This window comes from Helicobacter pametensis ATCC 51478 (genome assembly GCF_000518225.1).
Taxonomy (GTDB): Bacteria; Campylobacterota; Campylobacteria; order Campylobacterales; family Helicobacteraceae; genus Helicobacter_G; species Helicobacter_G pametensis.
The window spans coordinates 128,493-146,031 of the sequence record NZ_JADE01000006.1; the positions used below are offsets into that span (position 1 = coordinate 128,493).

General features: G+C 40.6%; 13 protein-coding genes. 8 read left to right on the top strand and 5 right to left on the bottom strand.

What is annotated here, in order from left to right; genetic code table 11:
• Positions 1 to 20 precede the first annotated feature (20 nt).
• The 3 genes from T391_RS0100740 (at position 21) to T391_RS08640 (ending at position 2,646) form a co-directional block, all read left to right on the top strand.
• Positions 21 to 1,808: a mechanosensitive ion channel family protein gene (locus T391_RS0100740; protein WP_027326735.1), complete on the top strand. Its 1,788-nt coding sequence runs from the start codon at positions 21 to 23 to the stop codon at positions 1,806 to 1,808.
• 187 nt (positions 1,809 to 1,995) lie between these two features.
• A complete protein-coding gene (locus T391_RS0100745; RefSeq protein ID WP_051420496.1) occupies positions 1,996 to 2,274 on the top strand; it encodes a cupin domain-containing protein in 279 nt (92 codons plus the stop codon).
• A 21-nt stretch (positions 2,275 to 2,295) separates the two neighbouring features.
• A complete protein-coding gene (locus tag T391_RS08640) occupies positions 2,296 to 2,646 on the top strand; it encodes a hypothetical protein (protein ID WP_027326737.1) in 351 nt (116 codons plus the stop codon).
• A 97-nt stretch (positions 2,647 to 2,743) separates the two neighbouring features.
• Here T391_RS08640 and T391_RS0100755 read toward each other — a convergent pair whose 3' ends face one another.
• Positions 2,744 to 3,487, bottom strand: a complete 744-nt coding sequence (locus tag T391_RS0100755; RefSeq protein ID WP_027326738.1) for an extracellular solute-binding protein — start codon at positions 3,485 to 3,487, stop codon at positions 2,744 to 2,746.
• A gap of 139 nt (positions 3,488 to 3,626) precedes the next feature.
• Positions 3,627 to 5,771 (bottom strand): flagellar hook protein FlgE, encoded by a 2,145-nt coding sequence (gene flgE / locus T391_RS0100760; protein WP_027326739.1) that lies wholly within the window; start codon positions 5,769 to 5,771, stop codon positions 3,627 to 3,629.
• A gap of 108 nt (positions 5,772 to 5,879) precedes the next feature.
• Here flgE and recG point away from each other — a divergent pair, with 108 nt between their 5' ends.
• The 5 genes from recG (at position 5,880) to T391_RS07490 (ending at position 14,456) form a co-directional block, all read left to right on the top strand.
• Complete coding sequence (gene recG / locus T391_RS0100765; RefSeq protein ID WP_027326740.1) at positions 5,880 to 7,685, top strand: ATP-dependent DNA helicase RecG; 1,806 nt, start codon at positions 5,880 to 5,882, stop codon at positions 7,683 to 7,685.
• A 45-nt stretch (positions 7,686 to 7,730) separates the two neighbouring features.
• On the top strand, positions 7,731 to 10,025 hold the full coding sequence (gene bamA, locus T391_RS0100770; RefSeq protein WP_233709521.1) for an outer membrane protein assembly factor BamA: 2,295 nt from the start codon (positions 7,731 to 7,733) through the stop codon (positions 10,023 to 10,025).
• Positions 10,025 to 11,074 carry a dehypoxanthine futalosine cyclase gene (locus tag T391_RS0100775; RefSeq protein ID WP_034583286.1) on the top strand — a complete coding sequence of 350 codons (1,050 nt, stop codon included), beginning with the start codon at positions 10,025 to 10,027 and terminating at the stop codon, positions 11,072 to 11,074. The genes bamA and T391_RS0100775 overlap by 1 nt, the downstream gene beginning before the upstream one ends.
• Entirely contained in the window at positions 11,071 to 12,354 is a 1,284-nt protein-coding gene (locus tag T391_RS0100780; protein ID WP_027326743.1) for a M16 family metallopeptidase, read from the top strand. Before T391_RS0100775 ends, T391_RS0100780 begins: the two co-directional genes overlap by 4 nt.
• Positions 12,355 to 12,470: 116 nt before the next feature.
• Complete coding sequence (locus T391_RS07490) at positions 12,471 to 14,456, top strand: LTA synthase family protein (RefSeq protein WP_051420497.1); 1,986 nt, start codon at positions 12,471 to 12,473, stop codon at positions 14,454 to 14,456.
• A gap of 5 nt (positions 14,457 to 14,461) precedes the next feature.
• Here T391_RS07490 and T391_RS0100790 read toward each other — a convergent pair whose 3' ends face one another.
• From T391_RS0100790 to gltS, 3 genes are read right to left on the bottom strand one after another with little or no spacing between them, the layout of a single operon-like run.
• The gene (locus T391_RS0100790; RefSeq protein ID WP_027326744.1) at positions 14,462 to 15,280 is read right to left on the bottom strand and encodes a helix-turn-helix transcriptional regulator; all 819 of its coding nucleotides are present in this window, start codon (positions 15,278 to 15,280) and stop codon (positions 14,462 to 14,464) included.
• A 3-nt stretch (positions 15,281 to 15,283) separates the two neighbouring features.
• Entirely contained in the window at positions 15,284 to 16,336 is a 1,053-nt protein-coding gene (gene murG, locus T391_RS0100795; RefSeq protein ID WP_034583289.1) for an undecaprenyldiphospho-muramoylpentapeptide beta-N-acetylglucosaminyltransferase, read from the bottom strand.
• Positions 16,336 to 17,535: a sodium/glutamate symporter gene (gene gltS, locus T391_RS0100800; protein ID WP_027326746.1), complete on the bottom strand. Its 1,200-nt coding sequence runs from the start codon at positions 17,533 to 17,535 to the stop codon at positions 16,336 to 16,338. Before gltS ends, murG begins: the two co-directional genes overlap by 1 nt.
• Between the last annotated feature and the right edge of the window lie 4 nt (positions 17,536 to 17,539).

Sequence of the window (17,539 nt, forward strand, 5' to 3'; positions counted from 1 at the left end):
CAAATCAATAAGGGGAAAAGATGAAGAAATTATTATTGCTTTTTTATTTCATGGTGTGCTTGGGGGCAAAAGATTTTTATATTTTGACCCAAGAAGTGATCAAGATCAATAAAGCCTCTAGGAATCAAACTTCCACACAAGCCCTCATCAAAGCCTCACAAAAAAAAGACAAGCTCATGGCTGAGATCATCCAAAGCATCCTAAAAAAAGAAATCGAATCTTTGGAGAATCTCAATGTAGCTATTAGCGAACTTGAAGATATCCTCTCTGATACGATCCAAAACCCCTATTCCTCAGCACTTAATTCCCTCAAACTTCAGGAACTGATTGCCAAACAAACGCTGATCCAATGCGCTCAGACTCTTGCAGAGCGCAATCATTTTTTTACCACTCATGTACAGGTGAGAGGGGAGATCAATCGTGCTCTCTCAAAAATTATCCAAGGATCAAAAAATCCCCAAGAGAGTGAGATTGGCGGACTAAACCCTCAAGAGTTGGCAAACTACAAAACAAAGCAACAAGAATTTGAGATCATCGTGGGGAGTTATGCAGAGATTTTGAACTATCTCAAAAGCAATCTTGATCTCTTGCTCCCAGATAGCCTATGGAGTAGCTTTGACTTTGCTACTATTTTGGATCAAACGACTAAGATTCTTCCCTCTCAGATCCAGTATCCTGCCGTGACTAAGGGTGCTTTTTCTCTAGGGATTTTTATCTTTTTCTTTTTGCTTAGACATTTGCTTGCGCGCATCTTGATCAAATCCATCAGTATGCTTTCAAGATTTTTGGAAAATAAGACTATCCAAGAGCAGATCAAAGAGCAGATCGCATCTCCGATTTTGTGGATCATTTTGATTGTGAGTTCAAGTTTGGCACTAGATATTTTGGCATTCCCCAATCCTGTCTCTCCCAAGATCAAAGTATGGATCAATGCTTCTTTGATCATTAGTCTTTCTTGGCTGACTATTTTGCTTTTTAAGGGTTATGGGATCGCTATTTTGGGAAATATCGCTCAGCGCAATAATTCTTTCCGCCGCGAAGTGATCAATCTTTTGCTCAAAGTGATTTACTTTTTTATCGTGGTGATCGCCATTCTTGTGCTTTTGAAAAACTTTGGATTCAATGTCTCGGCATTGATCGCTTCTCTTGGGATCGGAGGGCTTGCTGTGGCATTTGCTGTCAAAGATGTCTTGGCAAACTTTTTTGCCTCTGTGGTGCTTTTGTTTGACAACTCATTCAACCAAGGGGATTGGATCGTGTGTGGAGATATCGAGGGGACCGTGGTGGAAGTGGGATTGCGACGCACAACAATTCGGACATTTGATAATGCTATGTTGTTTGTGCCTAATTCACTCCTAGCCAATGGCAGTGTCAAAAACTGGAGTAGACGCAAGATGGGGCGACGCATTAGGATGCAGATTGGAATCACCTACAGCTCGACACCTGAGCAAATCAGAGCGTGTGTGAGGGATATCCAGCTGATGCTTCTCTCTCATCCAAAGATCGCCAAGGCTGATGATGAGAAACATCCTTTGAGTCATTATGAGCTTGATCTCAAAAGCAATATCATCTCTATCGATGATCTTTTGGGATACAAAAGTAATCTTTTTGTCGTGCTTGATGAGTTTGCAGGAAGCTCGATCAATATCTTGGTATATTGCTTTTCTAAGACTACGATTTGGGGAGAATGGCTTGAGGTGCGTCAAGATGTGATGCTAAAAATTATGGAGATTTTGGATAAGCATGGCTTAGGATTTGCATTCCCAAGCCAAAGCCTCTATATTGAGAAGATGCCAACTCAAGCTTAGAAAAGAATCCAAGCTCAATAGATTCTCTGATGTGCAGTTTCATCATATGTAGGATATTGCAGTAGATGGTGATGTGTCTGTCCTCAAAAGAGCTCAAATGCATTGAGGAGAATTAAATTTAAAATTAAACAAAAATTCTTCTCTTTTTGGATATATCTAGCTCCTATCTTATTTTAAGGAGCTAACTATGACTAAAGTCATTCATGAAAACGGGATGCAGATCAAAAATGAGCAATTTATGCTTGTCAAAAAATCAGGTGCGCAAGGTGAGGCGATCCAGCGACATAATCACCCTGGGTATTCCATCCTTTTTACAGTCGTATCTGGCCATGTGATTGCTACACTCAATGATCAAGAAGATTTTGATCTCAAGCCTGGAGAGGTGCTTAGCTTTGATGGAGAGAATTTCATCTCAGCCAAATTTGCACAAGATAGTCAAGTCTTCATCACACTAATCAAGCAGTAATCTACTCAAAGGAGATCAAAGATGAAATTTAGAAATATATGTTTGGGTGTTTTGGCATTTTGTGCAAGTGTTTATGCTGATCCTAGTCAACTTGTAGAGACTAAGGTTTTTCAAGATGCTGGGACACAGATCCAAAATGAGCAATTTATGCTTGTCAAAAAAGTGGGCGTGAAGGGTGATGAGATCAAGAAGCACAATCATCCTGGATATTCTATTTTGCTCACTATGGTGAGAGGAGATATCACGGTGATGATAGGTGATCAGACTTTTGATCTCAAATCAGGACAGGTGCTTAGCTTTGATGGAGAGAATTTCATCTCAGCCAAATACAACAAAAAGAGCGAGTTTTATTTCACTTTGATCAAAAAGTAATTTTTCTTTATAAAAAAAAGAGGGGGTAGGAAATATGGGGGATTTTCGATCTTGGGATTGTGCCCCTCACCCTAAAAGAGAGGGAGAGGGGGTAGGATCATCTAAGCCATCCAAATTTTTTGAAGATTTTTTCAGCATCTTGGCTAGAGAGAAATTCTGCAAAATCTTGTGCTTCTTTTGAGGCATTTTTGATTAGAGCGATATTGAACGATCGATAGATTACTAGATCTTTCTCGATTCTGACAACATCACCAAAATCTGGATTGCTCTTAGCCCAATCTAGCCAAGTGATCCATACATCAGCTTGTTTTTCCAAAAAGAGTTTTTTGGCACTTCCACTGTTTGGGACATAGGCGATGATATTGGATCTAAAGTCTGCAATGGTTTTGAGATCTTTTGTGCGACCGATCATATCTTCCCATACGCCAGTCCCTGAAGTATTGCTTTTGCCAGCACCCTCTGGCACGACGATACGAACTTTTTTCTTAGCTAGATCTTTGAGTCCTTTAATCTTGAGTGGATTGCCTTTTTGTGTGAGAATGATTGCTTCTCTGAAATAAAGAGGCTTGATTGTTTTAGGATCAAATTTATCTCCAAAATCTGTTGCGATTGCAACGGCAGATTGATCAGAGGCACCAAAGAGAATATCTGCATTTTGCTCTGCCTTCTCTTGCCATGTTTTTTGTGGGCCAAAATTGACATTGACCTTCACACCTGTTTTTTCTTCATAGACTTTCGCTACTTCTTTGAGTGCTGTGTGTGGTCCTCCAGGTCCATAGAGATTGACCTCTGCATACAAAAAAGCACCAAGCATCATAATTATCAATGAAATTTTTTTCATTTTTACTCCTTTAATTTTTGTGGGCTTGAAAGTATTGAGAGAATCGATAAATAAAGTTTAAATAATCTTTGATGATAAAAAATTTTTTAAAATAGAGGAATTGAAATCGGTGGGATTGATATGAGATGAGGCCCCAAGCTTATTGCTTGAGGGCTAGGAGGGTGTTGAGGATTTGATCAGAAGTTGTGACAGCTTTGGAGTTTGCTTGGAATCCTCTTTGAGTGACGATGAGTTGAGTGAGGCTTCGGCTAAGGTCGACATTGCTCATCTCTAGTTTGCTTCCTGCTACTCCACCTCGTTTACCCGTGTTGGGAGCTCCAATCATCGGGGCTCCAGAGTTGGAGCTTTGAGAGAAGAGATTGCCTCCATCTGGCTGGAGTCCTGCATTGTTAGCAAAATTTGCAAGAGCTACTTGAGCGAGTGCTAGGGTTTTTCCATTGCTAAAAGCTCCCAAAAGTGTTCCGTTGTTGTCAAATCGAATATCGGCTAGATCCCCTGCCTGATAGCCATTTTGATCAATCGCATAGGTTTCAGAGATCTTATCTACACTTGTGAGTCCATCAAATGCTTTATTGGATCCAAAGGCTAGATCGATTCTCTGGGGAGATTTGGCTCCATTTTGGGGCTCAAACTCAATCATTGGAGGATATACACCTGCTAGACTCCCATCACCATTGAATGTCACTCTTCCACCCTCTAAGATGTTGGGATATGTTTCACTTGCTCCTACAAGTCGTGCTGGAGTTGGCACGATTGCTCGGAATTTCCACTCCAATGGACCACTTTTGTAAAACTCGATTCTGACATTGTGTTTGGAACCTAGAGAATCAAACACATCAATACTTGCATTATGAACAGCCTTGGTGAATCGCTCACTTGTCGTGGATCTTCCTCCCTCAATGAGGGCAGATGTGTTGAGAGTTGCCATTGCATCTTTGAACATAATATTGCTTGCTACATTATCAGAAGAATATCCTGTGACAAGCACGCTCAAGATATCATCTTGTCCATTTCCATTATCTTTGTTGAGGATTTCAAACATTCCATTTTGGTTGACTGTGACGGATATGCTTGATGTGCTGTCTTTGTATGGGCCATCTGGATTTTTGACCATATTGGCATCATGTTGCATGAGTTCGCGTAGTTGTTCTGTGGTTTTGAATTGTCCTGTGGTGAAATCTGGCTCATTGCTTGTGGTGTATTTGTAGCGGAATGAGGTGATATCAGCATCTCCATTGGCAAAGTTGGCAAAAACACCCGTTCCAGAATCTGTGATGATGATGTTTTTGAGATTTTCATTTCCATCAAGATCGTTTTTGTTTTCAAGTTTGAGCACACCATTTTCGATATAGGCTGTAACACCTGTTTGTTTGGTCGCAGCATTGATGGCATCTTTGGCTGCTGTGAGGGATGTGATCCCGCTGGTATTGGAATCATTGCTAAAGCTAATGAGTGCACCATTGAGGCCAAGAGTGCTCACACCTTGAGCATCTTTGATTTCTCTGAGCATTTGAGAGTTTTTATAGCTGACCCAGATTCCCTGATCTTCTGTGAGTGCGATTGCATCTCCATCAGCATTGAAAAGCACACCCATATCCTCAGCACTCTGCTGAAGTTTGAAGTTGGAATCATAGATAGGATCTGTTCCATCTGCTTTGGTTCTTACAGCAGAATCAAGGACAGAGATACTTTCCATCTGCTCAATTTTTCTTCCAGAATTCAGATTAGCGCGCAAAGAAATTGAAGAAGAGGAGTGTGCGGGCATAACCATAGAAGGATCGACTTGGATTCCGCCAACTGGACCGGAGTTGTCGATTTTGAACATTGTTTTTTCTGTGAGGTTTTCTAGATTTTTGTCTCTGACCCATCCTTGGACGACTTGTCCTCCTGTGGTGACGAGATTTCCATTGGCATCGAAGAGAAATTCTCCATTTCTTGTAAATTTCTGAGTCACACCCTTGTCTGGACTCACGACAAAAAACCCATCTCCCTCAATCGCAAGGTCAGATTTGACATCTGTGTTTTGAAGACTTCCTTGTGAGAAAACCCTAGTCGTAGCTCCTATCCCTACACCAAGTCCGACAGATTTTCCATTTTGTCCTCCAAGCCCAGAGTTGAGTGGAGAAGTCGCTGCATTTCCTACTTGAGAGAGCATATCTTCAAAAGAAGCCCTTGAATACTTAAAACCCACCGTATTGACATTGGCAATGTTGTTTGATTCTACATCCAAAGCAACTTGATGGGCTTGCATTCCGCCTACACCTGACCACAATGATCGTAACATTTCTTAATCCTTCTTCAATGAATTTTGACTTCAAAGAAGCAAAAGTTATTCCAAAATAGATACAATCCAGCATAAATTCCAGCATCAATTAATGAAAGTTAGGATCTTATGAAAGAAGAGATTTTTCCCAATCAGGCGCAAATGGTCATTGAAGCTTTGCTCAATCCTCCCAAAACTTATCAAAATCTCTCCTTGATTCCAACTCTCAAAACTCCCATTTATGGCGTGCTTAGAATTAGACCCATCACTTATGATAAATCCCCCAAAGCTTTGAAGATAAGGGCTGCAATGCTTGATTTTGATGAGATTCTTGAGATGGTCATTTTTCATCCCAAGCCCTTTCATCGAGCATTATTTCCTGTTGATGAGGTGATATATGTATATGGAGTTGTGCAAAAACGATTTGGTTATGAGATGATTCAGCCAAAGGTGGTCAAAGAGTTTGGAAAAATCCTTCCCATTTTTTCAAAGCACAAGGCCAAAAATACCAAGATTCTCAATCAAGTGCATCATCTCATCACACGCGAGAATCTAGAGAGGCTTGGCTTTCCTCAAGAGATGATTGATGCATTATGGGAGGTGTTTTATCCAACTTTGGATTTTGTGACTTTTTTTGAAAAAAACAAGGCTTTTCCTCCTGCATCTCTTGAGGCACTCAAGATGCTTGAGGTGTATTGGCATCTGCAAAAATTAAAAAGAAAAAAAATAGAATTCCCTGCAAAATTTCAATGCGATGGAGATCATCAGCCTTTTGTGGATTCTCTGCCTTTTGCACTCACTCAAGGACAGAAGCAAGCCATTGAGCAGATCGCTCTGGATCTGCGACAAAATATCGCTGCAAGGCGTGTGGTGATGGGGGATGTAGGATGTGGGAAGACGATTGTGATCCTTGCTAGTGTGATGATGGCTTATCCTTACAAATCGATTTTGATGGTTCCAACGACCATCTTGGCTCATCAGATCTATAGTGAGGCTCAAAAGTTTTTGCCAGATTTTGTGCGTATTGGTTTGTTTGTAGGAGATTCTAAGCGGCAGAATTTTGAAGAGTTTGATTTTGTGATTGGGACGCAGGCTTTGCTCTATCAAAATGAGGATTTGAGTGATTTTGCACTTGTGATGAGTGATGAGCAGCATCGGTTTGGGACGATGCAGCGACACACGCTTGAAAAGCTTGCAAGCAAAAGCGGGAAAAAGCCTCATATCTTGCAGTTCTCAGCCACTCCGATTCCAAGAACGATGGCGATGCTGCAATCAGAGCTGATCGCACACACCTTGATCCAAGACACACCCTTTAGCAAAGATATTTCAACACAGATTATTAGAAATGAAGATTTCACCTCTCTTTTGAGACATATCCAAGCCGAGATTGCTCAAGATCATCAAATCGCGATTGTTTATCCCCTAGTGGAGGAGAGCGAGCGTTTGGATTATATGTCTTTAAGTCAAGCTCAAGGGTTTTGGATGAAGCATTTTGAGGGAGTCTATAGCACAAATGGAGGAGATAAAAATAAGGATGAGGTGCTAGCAGAGTTTAGGGATAGAGGATCTATTTTGCTTGCGACAACTGTGATTGAGGTGGGAATCTCGCTTCCAAGATTGAGCACAATCGTGATTGTCGGGGCTGAGAGGATGGGGTTTGCGACTTTGCATCAATTGCGTGGGCGTGTGAGTAGAAATGGGTTGAGGGGATATTGTTTTTTATTTACCCATCAAAAGCAATCCCAAAGACTCCAAGAGTTTGCTCAAACCAAGAGTGGCTTTGAGATCGCTGAGCTAGACTTGCGTTATCGAAAGTCTGGAGATCTTTTGGAGGGGAAAAATCAGAGTGGCGATGAATTTGTGTTTTTTGATCCTGTGTGTGACCTTTATGTGTTGCAAAAAGCTAAGGAACTCCAAATCAGAATCTCGATATAATGCGCACCTTTGGACATCGATCATCTTTTTATTGTAGGAATTATTTTGAAAAAAATCTTTCTTTTTTTCTTGCTTTTGGGGTTTGTGTGCGCTAACACAGTTCCCATCCCTCCCAAACTCTCACAGTCTCAAAAAGGTGATGTCGTCAAAAGTATCAAATATCACAATATCATCTATATTTCTGAGGTGATCGCTAATGAGATCGCCAATATCCCAACAGGTGAAAAACTTGATTACAAAAGATTGGACAAAGCAATCCGAGCTTTTTATAATCAAGGGTATTTTGAAGATGTGTGGGTAAGCTTTGATTCTGGAGTTTTGAACTTTTATTTCAAAGAAAAGCCAAGGATTGGAAGTATCGAAGTCAAGGGTTATGGAAGCGAATCTGATCGCACAGCTCTTATTGAGCAGCTTGGCTTGAAGCGCGGAGATATGTTTGACTCACTCAAGCTTGATAAGGCTAAGCAGACCATCAAGGCTGTTTTGGAGCAAAAGGGATATTATGGAAGTGTGGTGGAGTTTCAATCTGAGTCCATTGCACAAAGCAATGCCTACAATCTCAAGATTAATATCAATCAAGGGAATGAAATCACAATCCAAAAGGCGATCTATGAAGGGAGAAAAGAACTCTCTGTGCGTGATATCGAGGCTTTGAGTGCGAACAAAGAGCGTGATTTTATGGGGTGGATGTGGGGTCTTAATGATGGAAAACTTCATCTTGGAGAACTTGAATATGATCCTTTGAGGATTCAGGATGCATATATGCGCAAAGGATTTTTAGATGCACAGGTGTCCTCTCCATTTTTAAGTGTTAATTTCAATGACTACAACGCCAAGCTTTTCTACAAGATCACTGAGGGGACTCGCTACAAGGTTTCTGGCGTAGAGATCGTGCTAGAGACACCAGTCATCTCTGAAGATCAGCTCTATACAGGCCTCAAAATCAAAAAAGGAGAATATTTTGATGTCCAAGCCTTGAGGGCTGATATGGATGCGATCAAAACAAAAGTCGCAGATATCGGTTATCCCTTTGCCAATGTCAATCCAGATTTAGATAAAAGTGATGGAGAGGTGAAGGTCATTTATTATGTGAGTGTGGGTAAGAAGGTTTATATCAACGATGTGATCATCTCAGGAAATACACGCACAAGCGATCGAATCATTAGGCGTGAAATCGCCCTAGCTCCAGGAGATCTTTATAATCTCACCAAGGTCAGAGAATCTGAAAATGCACTCAGGAGACTTGGGTTTTTTGAATCTGTAAGGATTGATACGCGTCGTATCAGTGAAGATTCGATGGATCTCTTAGTCAGTGTTGTGGAGACACGAACTGGAGAGCTGATGTTTGGTCTTGGCTATGGAAGCTATGACAAGATCACCGTCAATGCATCTGTCAGAGAGAGAAATCTCTTTGGGACAGGGAATAGCGGTCAGGTCTATATGGATATCTCTAAGACGCGTCAAATGTATAATATCGGTCTGACAAATCCAAGGATCTTTGATAGTCGCTTCAGTTTCTCTTTTGAAGTTTTTAGAAGTTCTTATGTGGATTGGAATTACACAGAAAACAACACAGGATTCTCAACTTCTGTGGGGCGATTGCTGACCAATACATTGCGTTTCTCGCTTGCACTAGGTGTGGGGCGGACTAATATTGCAGATTTTGCTGGAGGGACAGAGAGTTTTTATCGCACGATTTTTACCAATCCAAATCCATGGAAAATCTCTCTCACACCAAGTCTGAGCTTTGACAACACAGATGACTATTATTTCCCCAAAAATGGAATCATCGCTTCCACTTATCTAGAATATGCTGGACTTGGGGGAGATGAAAACTACACCAAGCTCTATGGAAAATTTGCCTTTTATCACTATCTCAAAAAGTGGATTCCAATCGATTTGATTGCGCGCTATAAAGCACAAGCTGGATATGTGTTTGAAGAAGGCTATACACCGATTAACAATCTTTTCTCAATGGGTGGAATTAGCACAGTGAGAGGGTATCAGAGTGGCTCACTTTCTCCTGCACCGATCGGAGCTGATGGACTATATGTGGGTGGAAACTATATGTTTACCAATTCTGTTGAGTTGAGTTATGGGATTTTGGAATCATTGCAGATGCGTCTGTCTGTCTTTTATGATTTTGGGATCATTGGGAATCATAAGCGTAACTTCCCTTATGCATTGAGTACAGATCCTATTATGCGTCAGTCTGCTGGACTTGCACTTGAGTGGGTTTCACCGATTGGGCCAATTGTGCTTGTTTTCCCATGGGCGATCAAGCCTCACCCAAATGATAAGACATCAAATTTTGAATTTACAATGGGGACACGATTTTGATGAAGCGCTATAGCACACAAGAAGCATTAGAATTTTTGCAAAAAACTCCTTTGAAGACTTTAGGAAAAATGGCTAATGAGGTAAGGGCAAATCTCCATCCTCAAAACATCACAACTTTTATCATCGATCGCAATATCAACTACACCAATATTTGCTGGGTGGATTGCAAGTTTTGTGCCTTTAAGCGACGGATCAATGAAGAAGGTGTGTATATTTTGAGTTTTGAAGAAATTGATGCCAAGATCGATGAGCTTTTGGCAATCGGTGGGACACAGATTCTTTTTCAGGGTGGTGTGCATCCACAACTTAAGATTGAGTGGTATGAAGATCTTGTAGCTCATATTCACAAGAAATATCCAATGATCACAATCCATGGATTTTCTGCAATTGAGATCAATTATATTGCCAAAATTTCCAAACTCCCCATCTCTGAAGTGCTTTTGCGTCTTCAAGCTGCGGGATTAAGCTCTATTCCAGGAGCTGGAGCAGAAATCTTGAGTGATCGTGTGCGCGATGTGATCGCTCCTAAAAAACTCTCTGTGAGTGAGTGGCTTGAAGTACATAGAGAAGCTCATAAAATAGGTATGAAAACTACAGCTACGATGATGTTTGGCAGTGTAGAAAAAGATGAAGATATTATTGAGCATTTAGAACATATTCGCAATCTTCAAGATGAATATGGTGGTTTTAGAGCCTTTATTGCATGGAGTTTTCAGCCCAAGCATACACCACTTCATGATGAGTTTCCTCATCTTTATGCAGCGAGTTCCAATCGTTATTTGAGAATCTTGGCTACCTCTAGGCTTTTTTTGGATAATGTCAAAAATATTCAGAGTTCTTGGGTCACACAAGGTAGTCATATCGGGCAGATTGCCCTCTTGTTTGGTGCAAATGACTTGGGAAGTGTGATGATGGAGGAGAATGTCGTCTCAAGTGCTGGAGTAAGCCATAGAATGAATACACAAGAGATGATTACATTGATTAAGGATTTGGGATTCGTGCCTGCCAAAAGGGACACGGCCTATCATATCTTGGAGGAATTTGTATGAAAAAACTTTGTTTATTTTTCTTGTTTATAGGAGGCGTGATGTTCGGTGCAGATTTAAGTAAGATGGAAGTCAATGGGGTAGAAGTTCCTGTGATTTATGAGCAAAGCTCGATCATTCCAACAGGGGCGATTCAGCTTATTTTTTCTCGATCTGGTAGTGCTTACAATGGAGAGATTCAAGGACTTTCCTATCTTTCATCATTGCTTCTCAATGAGGGGACAAAGGAACTTGGCGGTGTGAAATTTGCCTCTCTTTTGGAGGAGAAAGCGATTTCTCTTCATGTTTCTAGTTCTCAGGAATTTCTTGAGATTGATCTTTCTTTTTTGAAAGAGCAAGAGGAGGAGGCGTTGAAATTGCTAGCAATGCTGTTGCAATCCCCAAATCTCACAGAAAAAGCTCTCTCAAAAGTCAAGCAACAAGCGATCTCATCTTTGTTGGCGAAGAAAAATGATTATGATTATCTTGCAAGTGTGGGATTGTCTCAACTTTTGTTTAAAAACACACCTTTGCAATTCCCATCCAATGGAAATCCTGCTGCCATCAAAGCGATCTCTTTGAATCAAGTCAAATCTTATATCGCACATGCAATTTCTCTTAAGCGCTTGACTCTTGTTGTGGGAGGAGATCTAGATATCCAATCAACACTATCCAAGCTCAACCCATTGCTATCCAAGCTTCCTTTGGGTGAGCAAAGTGAGTTCAAATCCTATAGTGCCAATGCTCAAACACAAAGCAAAGTCCAATATAAGCCTACAGAGCAGGCCTATATCTACTTTGGTGCTCCATTTATGCTCAAAGATTATAAGAGTGAGGCATATAAGGCCAAGGTGATGAGCTTTATTTTGGGGGCGAGTGGTTTTGGTTCAAGAATGATGGAAGAGATCAGGGTCAAAAATGGTTTGGCTTATTCTGCATATATGAGAATCAATCTCTCCAAACTCGCTACATACGCCAGTGGCTATCTTCAGACAAAAATTGCCAATCAAGATCAAAGCATCAAGCTTGTCAAGCAAGTGGTCAAAGAGTTTGTGGAAGATGGGGTGACACAAGAAGAGTTGGATAGTGCCAAGAAATTTCTTTTGGGAAGCGAGCCATTACGCAGTGAAACGCTCTCTCAGCGCTTAAGCACAGCTTTTGGGAATTATTATCTTGGACTGGATTTGGATTATCAAAAGCAAGAACTTCAAAAAATTGAAGCATTGAGCCTGGAAGAGTTGAATGATTTCATCAAATCTCATAAAGAGATTCTTGATTTGAGTTTTAGTATCGTGACGAAGTAGAGACACAGAAATGGGGGGGATGGGGGGTAAAATCAGAATCAAGTCACTTTATTGATATTTGCTTGGCTATAGCGTGATCTCATCTATGTGCTGATTGTGTTGAATCTGGAGAAAAAATGAAGGTTTCTTATTTCAATCAAAAATTACTTTTTAATATTTTTGCTTTTATTATGATTTTTATGGGTTTTGCTTTGATTGCAAGACTTGTGATGCATATCAGTTATCTTGATTGGAAGATCACACAAGAGAATCTAAGCTCAATTTTCCGTCTCTATCAATATGGCTTGGCGTATGATCTGCGGATTGTGACCAGTGCGCTTGTTTTGCCTTTTTTGCTGGGTTATATCTGTCACTTAAGCAAGTGGGGAAGAGAGAAATTTTTTGGCTTTTTTGCATATTTGATGGGGATTTTTGGGGTAGTTTTTGCATTTTTTTATCTGATCAATTATTTTTATTTTCAAATTTATCGCACGCAGATTGATATTTTTATTTTTGGTCTTGTCGATGATAATACAAAAGCCATCCTTGAGATTGCTTTGAAGGACTATCCATTGATTTGGGGGATTTTATTTTCTTTAGCTGTTGGATATTTGAGCTATTTTCTTTCTAGAAAAATTGCTAAGTCTTCTAGCATAGAATCTCTCTTTAACCCCCCTTCCCACATACAGCAATTAGTAGCACTGATTGTATTTAATCTTGTTTTTCTTTTCTTTTTTATTGCTGGGGTTAGGGGTGCGTTTTTTTCTGAGCCTCTTTTAAGGTCTCAAAGCAATGTTTCCTCAATCCAGCAAATCAATCACCTTGTTCCACATCCCATCATGGCATTTGCATGGGCGATTAGAGATTATAAAAATAGCGATCGTTTTGAGCCAGTGGATCCAAAAGTGGGTGAAGAGCTTCTCTCAAAAGCACAGATTTCATTTTTTGACACAACTCCCAAAAATGAATTTTTACAGACCAATCCCCCTCATGTGATTCTTAATCTCATGGAAAGTTTTGGAAATAATTTTTTGGAACTTGATGATGTGAAAAATTTTGATTTGCTAGGGAGTTTGCGCAAACACTTTGATGAGGATTTTGTATTTACTCGTTTTTTGCCCTATGCTAATGGGACGGCAGCTTCTTTCTCGGGTCTGTTTTTCGGATCTCCTGTGGCTCATATTGGTTTGAGCAAGGTCAAAAAGAAGATTTTAGAAGGCAATGCTTTTGAATTGTATGCTAAGAGGGGGTATGAAGTCATCTTTTTGACTGCTGGGAATGCAAGTTGGGCAGGATATGGGGATTATATTGTGACTCAAGGAGGACATAAGATTTATGATGCCAATAAAATCATTGATCTCTATCCTGAGGCTAAAAAATATCAAACAGCTTATGGAATCCCTGATGAGTATGTTTATAAATTGTTGCAAACCTTGCTTCAAGAGAGCAAAAAACCTCTTTTTGTGTGCATTTTGACAATCTCTAATCATCCTCCAGAAATTATCCCAGACCATTATGAGCTATTTCCTCTCAAAAAGGACATCACGCAAGCCCTGCCTAATCCTAAGCGGGAGCTGATTGCACAGGCATATCAATATGCCAATGATAGTTTTGGGAGATTTTTGGATTTTGTGAAATCTTCAACAATGAGAGAGAGAATCATTATCGCAGCCACTGGGGATCACAAAATGAGAAGTTTGGTTCCCTTACCTCCAAAGAAAGAATTGATCAATTATTCTGTCCCGCTTTATCTTTATATCCCCAAGCCTTATCTTGAGGCTGTGGGCTTTAGGTTTGATTCTGCTAGGCTTGGATCACATAAAGATATTTTTCCTACACTATTGGCTTATTCGCTTTCAGATGTTAGATATTTTAGCAATGGAGGGAAAAATATGTTGAGTTTGGATGAAATTGAGCGCTTTGCTTACAATGAGACGATATTTGCAAACCATCTAGGAATCTATATGGGAGGAGAAGAGTATTTTCCATGGGCAGGTCCATCGAGTGTTGAGATTTTGGATAAATCTCAAAAAGCACCCCAATCTTTAAAAGATCAAGTGAGGGCTTATAGGGAATTTCAATGGTGGCAGATTCGGGCTAGAAGCGTGGGTTTGCATCGCTAAAATTATTATTGCTTTTTGATGTAGGCTAAGATTTTTTGTTCAATTCGATTTTTGATGTGTTGAGGTTCTAAGACGATGATGTGGGGGATTTGGCACAAAATTGCTTGGATCAATGCATCTTCATTGGCACAAATAAACTCCACAACTAGACTGCCATCTTTGTCTAGCCAAGTTTCTTGATTTTCTCCCCATATGATGGATTGTGCATAATTGCGAGCTTGAGGATAGATAAAGAGCGAGATTCTTTCACCTTGATGTGGTGTGGTGTGTGTGTAGTGTTTTTGCCTGCTGATTTTGCACTCAGAGATTGAATCTAGGGTGAAATAGTGTCTCTCTTGATCAACTAGGGCTTCTAAATAAACTGTGTGACAAATGACATAGAGATTGATGGGGGCGATGCGTGAGAGTTTTTGATTTTTGTAACTAAAAGAGATCAAAAGCTTGTTTTTGATGGCTTTTTGGATTTGCTCTATTTCTTTTGTTTTGTGGATGATGGATGTGAGTGGAGCTTGAAATGGATTGGGATAAGTATTGAGCTTATTTAAAATCCCTAGTAGCTCTATGTGGAGATTTCCTTCAACTTGATTGATCAAGTTTTCTAGGATGCAAAGAACGATACGATCTTTTTGGGATTGATAGAGGGGATTGAGCTTGAATTGATTTTTCTCACGAAGAAGGATATCACCCCCCAATCTTTCTTTTAAATCACGCTGGATTGTTTTGGTGCTTGTGTTGAATTCTTTGGCTAGAGAAGAGATTCTCAATGTTTCACCCAGATATAGCTTCTCCAAAATTTTAGCTAGGCGTGTATGTTGAGTGCTCATGGACTAATGTTTTATTGTGTGGGAGTGAATATGCTCGAGGATATGATCCAAAATGATCTTGGCTCCGCCTTGTGAAATTTCTTCTTGAAGTCTTTGGGAGATGGAGTGGATATCAAGACTGAGAGCTTGATTTAGGGTTTCAAGACTGAGCTGTTCTTGTGGAGCGAGAAGTCCAAGTTTTTTTTGTGTGAAAAAAAGTGCATTGTGATATTGGTGATTTCCCGCAGCATAGGGATAGGGAATATAAACGCAAGGGAGAGCATTGGCACACATTTCCCATACACTTGAAGCTCCTGCACGAGCAAAACAGAGATCAGCCTCTTGCATCTGTGAAGCCAAGTCTTTTGTAAAGGCAAAAAGTGTGATTGGAATCTGAAGCTTTGCATATTCTGCCCTTAAGCGCTCATAGTCTCTCTCACCACTTTGGTGGATGATGTGGATTCCTCTTTGATGAAGGAGAGGGGCGATTTGTAGAGCAAAATTGTTGATCGCAACAGCTCCCTGACTTCCACCGATAAAGAGAACGCATTTGATGTTTTGGCGGATTCTTTTGTATTGGAAGAAGATATCTTGAATGGGGTAGGGGGTCTGGACAAAATTCCTGTGTTTATCTGCAAAGCTTCCAAAGATTGTTTGAGCAAATGGTGAGAGAAGCTTGTTGAGTGTGCCTTTGATCGCATTTTGCTCATGGATAAAGAGAGGGATTTTAAGCCTAAGAGATGCAAAGGAAGCGGGAGCAGAACTATAGCCACCGACACTAAAAACGCAAGAGGTATTGTGTTTTTTGAGAATCTTTTGAGCTTCAATAAAGGCAGAAAATTGTGAAGAAAGAGTCTTAAAAAGCCCAAGTCCTCGTTGATTGACGACCCCACTTGTTTTGAGAAAATAGACTGCTTCAAAGCCATTTTCGTGCTCAAACCAGAGTTTATCTTGACCAGACTGGGATCCGATGAAAATGCATGGAATCCCCTGTTTTTGACACTCTAGCATGAGGGCTCTGGCGATGGCAAGATGCCCGCCAGTCCCTCCGCCACTAATTGCAATCGTTCTTTTCATCATCCAAATAAGGGAAGAGAGAGAAAAAATTTGATCACAAAGGCATTAAAGATATCGATGAAAAATGCTCCAACCATCGGAACAACCAAAAATGCTACATGGCTTGGACCATAGCGCTGTGTGACGGCCTGCATATTGACAATGGCTGTAGGAGTCGCTCCAAGTCCAAAGCCACAATGTCCGGCTGCCAAAACTGCCGCATCATAATCTTTGCCCATAACAGGAAAAGTCACAAACACAGCATATAAGATCATCGCAATGGCTTGCAATGAGAGCAAGATAAATAGTGGAAGTGCAAGATTGGCAAGCTCCCAGAGTTTGAGCGTCATGAGGGCAGAAGCTAGGAAGAGTGAGAGACTGACATTTCCAATAACAGAAACTTCGCGTTCAAAAACTTGATGAATCTTAAAAAGTGAGAGGAGATTTCTGAGAATAACACCCACAAACAAACACCAAACAAAAGTAGGAAGTGCAAATGCAGTTCCCTTAAGCCACCCTTCAATCTTGATACCCACAAAGAGTGCAAAAGCAATGAGTGCTAAAGATTCGATGAAACTCGTTGTTGTGATGAGGCGTTGTTTTTGAGGAGATTCAAATGCTCCATCCTCATTATCTTGAGTTTCTGGAAGTTGGAGATTGTGTCTTTTGATCAAAAAGCGAGCGACAGGACCTCCGATCAATCCTCCCATAACAAGTCCAAAGGTTGCACATGCTACGGCAATCTCTAAGCCATTGCTAAAAAAGAATGGAGCTTCTTTGAAAGTTGCTGCCCATGCTGCTCCAGTCCCATGCCCTCCACTCATTGTGATTGATCCTCCCAATAGACCAATAAGGGGATTTTCTCCAATTGCTGAGGTGAGACTGATGCCTACAAGGTTTTGCATGATGAGTAAAACTGCAACGACTGCCAAAAATTTGATGAGGGTTTTCCCTCCTTTTTTGAGTGAGGCAAAATCTGCATTGAGTCCAATCGAGGCAAAAAATGCAAGCATTAGTGGGCCTTGGAGCGACCTATCAAAGTTGATCTGAAAATTGAATGTTTTGTAGGCAATAGTGATCATAAGCGCTACAAAAAGACCTCCGACTACTGATTCGGGAATATTGTAATCAGCCAAAAATTTCACACGATTGATGATGAATCGCCCTAGAAGCAAAACAGCAACCATGCTCACAAGCGTGGCATAAAAATCAAATTCCATGACT

Excerpts from the sequence above, each read along its gene's own strand:
- T391_RS07490 (WP_051420497.1), top strand. The coding sequence starts at position 12,471 with ATGAAGGTTTCTTATTTCAATCAAAAATTACTTTTTAATATTTTTGCT.
- flgE (WP_027326739.1), bottom strand. The coding sequence starts at position 5,771 with ATGTTACGATCATTGTGGTCAGGTGTAGGCGGAATGCAAGCCCATCAA.
- T391_RS0100755 (WP_027326738.1), bottom strand. The coding sequence starts at position 3,487 with ATGAAAAAAATTTCATTGATAATTATGATGCTTGGTGCTTTTTTGTAT.
- T391_RS0100780 (WP_027326743.1), top strand. The coding sequence starts at position 11,071 with ATGAAAAAACTTTGTTTATTTTTCTTGTTTATAGGAGGCGTGATGTTC.
- T391_RS0100775 (WP_034583286.1), top strand. The coding sequence starts at position 10,025 with ATGAAGCGCTATAGCACACAAGAAGCATTAGAATTTTTGCAAAAAACT.
- murG (WP_034583289.1), bottom strand. The coding sequence starts at position 16,336 with ATGAAAAGAACGATTGCAATTAGTGGCGGAGGGACTGGCGGGCATCTT.
- T391_RS0100790 (WP_027326744.1), bottom strand. The coding sequence starts at position 15,280 with ATGAGCACTCAACATACACGCCTAGCTAAAATTTTGGAGAAGCTATAT.
- gltS (WP_027326746.1), bottom strand. The coding sequence starts at position 17,535 with ATGGAATTTGATTTTTATGCCACGCTTGTGAGCATGGTTGCTGTTTTG.
- T391_RS0100745 (WP_051420496.1), top strand. The coding sequence starts at position 1,996 with ATGACTAAAGTCATTCATGAAAACGGGATGCAGATCAAAAATGAGCAA.
- T391_RS08640 (WP_027326737.1), top strand. The coding sequence starts at position 2,296 with ATGAAATTTAGAAATATATGTTTGGGTGTTTTGGCATTTTGTGCAAGT.
- T391_RS0100740 (WP_027326735.1), top strand. The coding sequence starts at position 21 with ATGAAGAAATTATTATTGCTTTTTTATTTCATGGTGTGCTTGGGGGCA.
- recG (WP_027326740.1), top strand. The coding sequence starts at position 5,880 with ATGAAAGAAGAGATTTTTCCCAATCAGGCGCAAATGGTCATTGAAGCT.